Consider the following 3963-nt stretch of genomic DNA (forward strand, 5'->3'; position numbering starts at 1 on the left):
TTGCCGGCGTTGTCGTCGTGGCGGCGGCAGCGGGAGCAGCGGAGCACGGTGGACGGGTGGCGTTACCGCATCGTGTGGCGCCCCCAGCCGGAGCCGGAGCAGGGGGTGTTGGAGGGGACCTGGCTGGTCGTCGTCCCCGCCGGTCACGAGAACGACGACCTCGTACGGTCCACCCTAAAGACCATTCGGGACAGAGGAGCCGAAGCCGTACCTCTTGTCCTCCAGGACTCGCGGAACGATCGCCGAGTCGTGGCTGACCAGTTGCGCGAGTCCATCACGGCAGGCGTCCCCAGCGGCGTCATCTCGCTCCTCGCCCTTGATGAGCGGCCCCTGCCCGAGCGCCCCGAGGTCACCGTAGGACTCATCCAGTCCGTCGCCCTGATGCAGGCGGTCCTCGACGCAGCAGTCGAGGCTCCGCTGTGGCTGCTCACCACCGAGTCCGCTGACACAGGTTCATCCGACGACGACGCGGTGCGACGCCCCCTCCAAGCGGCGGTCTGGGGCCTCGGCCGGGTGTTCGCCCTGGAGCACCCCAAGCAGTGGGGCGGTCTTGTCGACCTGCCCGCCGAGTTGGACGACCGAGGTACGGCCCTGCTGTCCGGGATCCTCGCGACGGGCGGTGACGAGGACCAGCTCGCCGTCCGCGGCGCCGGACTGTTCGCCCGCCGCCTGACCCGTGCCCCGCTGGACAGAGAGCCGGGCGCGCCCTGGCGTACACTCGGAACAGCCCTGGTCACTGGCGGTACCGGTGGCCTCGGTGCGCACACCGCCCGACTGCTCGCCCGCAGTGGCGCCGAGCACCTCCTGCTGACCAGCCGCCGCGGCCTCGACGCCCCGGGTGCGGTCGAGTTGCGTGACGAGCTGATGGCACTTGGCGTCGGAGTCACCATCGCCGCCTGTGATGTGACGGACGCCGACGCGCTCGCCGGGCTGGTCGCGCAGGTCGAGGCCGACGGTCCGCCCATCCGGTCCGTCGTGCACACTGCCGGGGTCGGCCTTCTCGTGCCACTCGTCGACACCACGCTCGAAGAGTTCGCCGAGGGGGCCCGCGCCAAGCTGCTCGGCGCCCGCAACCTCGACGCCCTGTTCGACCGCGACGGCCTTGACGCCTTCGTGCTGTACTCGTCCGTCGCCGGTACGTGGGGCAGTGGTGACCACGGCGCGTACGCCGCGTCGAATGCCTATGTCGACGCGCTCGCCGCTCACCGCCGGGCCCGCGGTCTGGCGGGGACGTCGATCGCCTGGGGCATCTGGAGCCCGGAGGGCGGCGGTATGGCCGTCGATGTGGTGCGGGACCAACTGCGCTGGCGCGGCATCCCGTTCATGTCGCCCCACCTGGCCGTTCTTGGGCTTCAGCAGGCGCTCGACCACGATGAGACGTTCCTCGCCGTGGCGGACATCGACTGGGAACGCTTCGTCCCCGTCTTCACCGCCGCGCATCCCCGCCCGCTGCTGCACGAGGTCCCGGAAGTGCTGCGGGCGCTCGAAGCCGACGAGGCCGACACGGGGGATGCCGAGAGTACTTCCGCGTCGCTCCGTTCCCAGCTTGTCGAGCTGGCCCCGACGGAACGCGAGCGGCTGCTGTCCGACCTCGTACGCAAGCAGGTCGCCGCCGTGCTCGGCCACGCGGACACGGCGGAGATCGCGGTCGGCCGTGCCTTCCGCGAGCTGGGCTTCGACTCGCTGACCGCGGTGGAGCTGCGCAACCGGCTCAACGCGGCAACCGGAGTGAGGCTCCCCGCCACCGTTGTCTTCGACTATCCGAGCGTGAAGTCGCTTGCCGGGCATCTGGAGACCACGCTCGTCGGCGAGAGCGGCGCTCTGTCCGCACCAGCTGCCCCCGCGGCCGTCACTGCCGGCGCTCCGGCCGATGACGACCCCATCGCGATCGTGTCCATGGCCTGCCGCTATCCGGGTGATGTGCGGTCGCCCGAGGATCTGTGGCGGCTGGTTCGGGACGGGGTCGACGCCGTGTCCGCGTTTCCCACCGACCGGGGCTGGGACCTGGACGGCATGTATGACCCGGACCCCGACCGCACAGGCACGTGCTACGCCCGCGAGGGCGGGTTCCTCGGCGCAGCCGGTGACTTCGATGCCGAGTTCTTCGGGATCTCGCCGCGCGAAGCCCTGGCGATGGACCCGCAGCAGCGGCTGCTCCTGGAGACCTCCTGGGAGGTCTTGGAGCGTGCGGGTATCGACCCCCGGACGCTGCGGGGCACCCAGACCGGTGTGTTCTTCGGGGCCGCCTACCAGGGGTACGGCAACGTGGAAGCACCCGAGGGGCTGGAGGGGCACCTCATCACCGGCACGGTGACGAGCATCGCGTCCGGTCGTGTCTCGTACACGCTCGGGCTGGAAGGGCCCGCGGTGACACTGGACACGGGCTGCTCGTCGTCATTGGTGTCGCTGCATCTGGCCATACAGGCGCTGCGCTCGGGGGAGTGCTCCCTGGCGATCGCCGGGGCCGCGGCTGTGATGAGCGAACCGATCGGGCTGGTGGGCTTCAGCCGTCAGCGGGGGCTCGCGCGGGACGGTCGGTGCAAGCCGTTCGCGGCGGCGGCTGACGGAATGGGCATGGCCGAGGGCGTCGGCGTGCTGTTGGTGGAGCGGCTGTCGGATGCCCGGCGCAATGGGCACCGGGTGCTCGCGGTGATCCGCGGCAGCGCCATCAATCAGGATGGTGCGTCGAATGGTCTGACGGCGCCGAATGGTCCGTCGCAGCAGCGGGTGATCCGGGCCGCGTTGGCGAATGCGGGTCTGTCGGCGGGTGATGTGGATGTGGTGGAGGCGCACGGTACGGGGACGACGCTGGGCGATCCGATCGAGGCGCAGGCGCTGATCGCCACGTACGGGCAGGAGCGGGACGAGGACCGGCCGCTGTGGATCGGCTCGCTCAAGTCGAACATCGGGCATGCACAGGCCGCTTCCGGCATCGCCGGAGTGATGAAGATGGTGCAGGCGCTGCGCCACGGAGTGCTGCCGGCGACGCTGCACGTGGATGAGCCGTCACCGCATGTGGACTGGTCGACGGGGAACGTCCGCCTGCTGACGGACGAGGTGTCGTGGCTCGAGACGGGCGCGCCGAGGCGGGCGGGCGTGTCGTCGTTCGGCGGCAGCGGGACCAATGCGCACGTCCTGATCGAACAGGCGCCGGGGGCGGAACCTGCCGACGAGGAGTCCTCGGAGGGCAACTCCGAAGAGGAGGCGGCGGCCCCGGTCGCGCTTCCGTGGGTGGTTTCCGGGCGTTCCCCGGCGGCATTGCGGGAGCAGGCGGGTCGGTTGGCGTCGTGGGTGGAGGGCGCTGGGCTGTCGGCGGCGGATGTGGGGCATTCGCTGGTGGTGTCGCGTGCGGGTCTTGAGCATCGGGCGGTGGTGGTCGGTGGTGACCGGGGGGCGTTGGTTGCCGGACTGCGTGGGTTGGCTGACGGTGAGATGCCTGCGGGTGCTGTCTGTGGGGATGTAGAGGCTCTGGAGGGGGATGCCGATGTGGTGTTCGTCTTTCCGGGTCAGGGGTCTCAGTGGGTGGGGATGGCGGTGGAGTTGCTGGATTCCTCGCCGGTTTTCGCTGCCCGGTTGGCGGAGTGTGAGGCGGCGTTGGGGCCGTTCACCGACTGGTCGTTGACGGCTGTGTTGCGTGGGGTTGAGGGTGCGCCGGGTCTGGACCGGGTGGATGTGGTGCAGCCGGTGTTGTGGGCGGTGATGGTGTCGCTGGCGGAGGTGTGGCGTTCGTACGGGGTGGAGCCTGCCGCAGTGGTCGGACACAGTCAGGGGGAGATCGCGGCGGCTTGTGTCGCGGGGGGACTGAGTCTGGAGGACGGGGCTCGGATTGTGGCGTTGCGGAGTCTGGCCATCCGTTCGCTGTCCGGCGAGGGCGGAATGGTGTCGGTGGCGTTGTCCCGGCCCGAGGTGGAGGAGTTGATCGAGCCTTGGCGCGGGCAGATATCGGTGGCGGCGGTCAACAGC

Annotated in this window: 1 protein-coding gene; it reads left to right on the forward strand. The window is 70.4% G+C overall.

Annotation, left to right across the window (positions count from 1 at the left end):
- On the forward strand, positions 1-3963 hold a 3963-nt coding region (locus tag ACZ3H8_RS40685; RefSeq protein ID WP_467410397.1), incomplete at both ends, for a type I polyketide synthase.

It is taken from the genome of Streptomyces sp. NPDC002868, assembly GCF_055563295.1.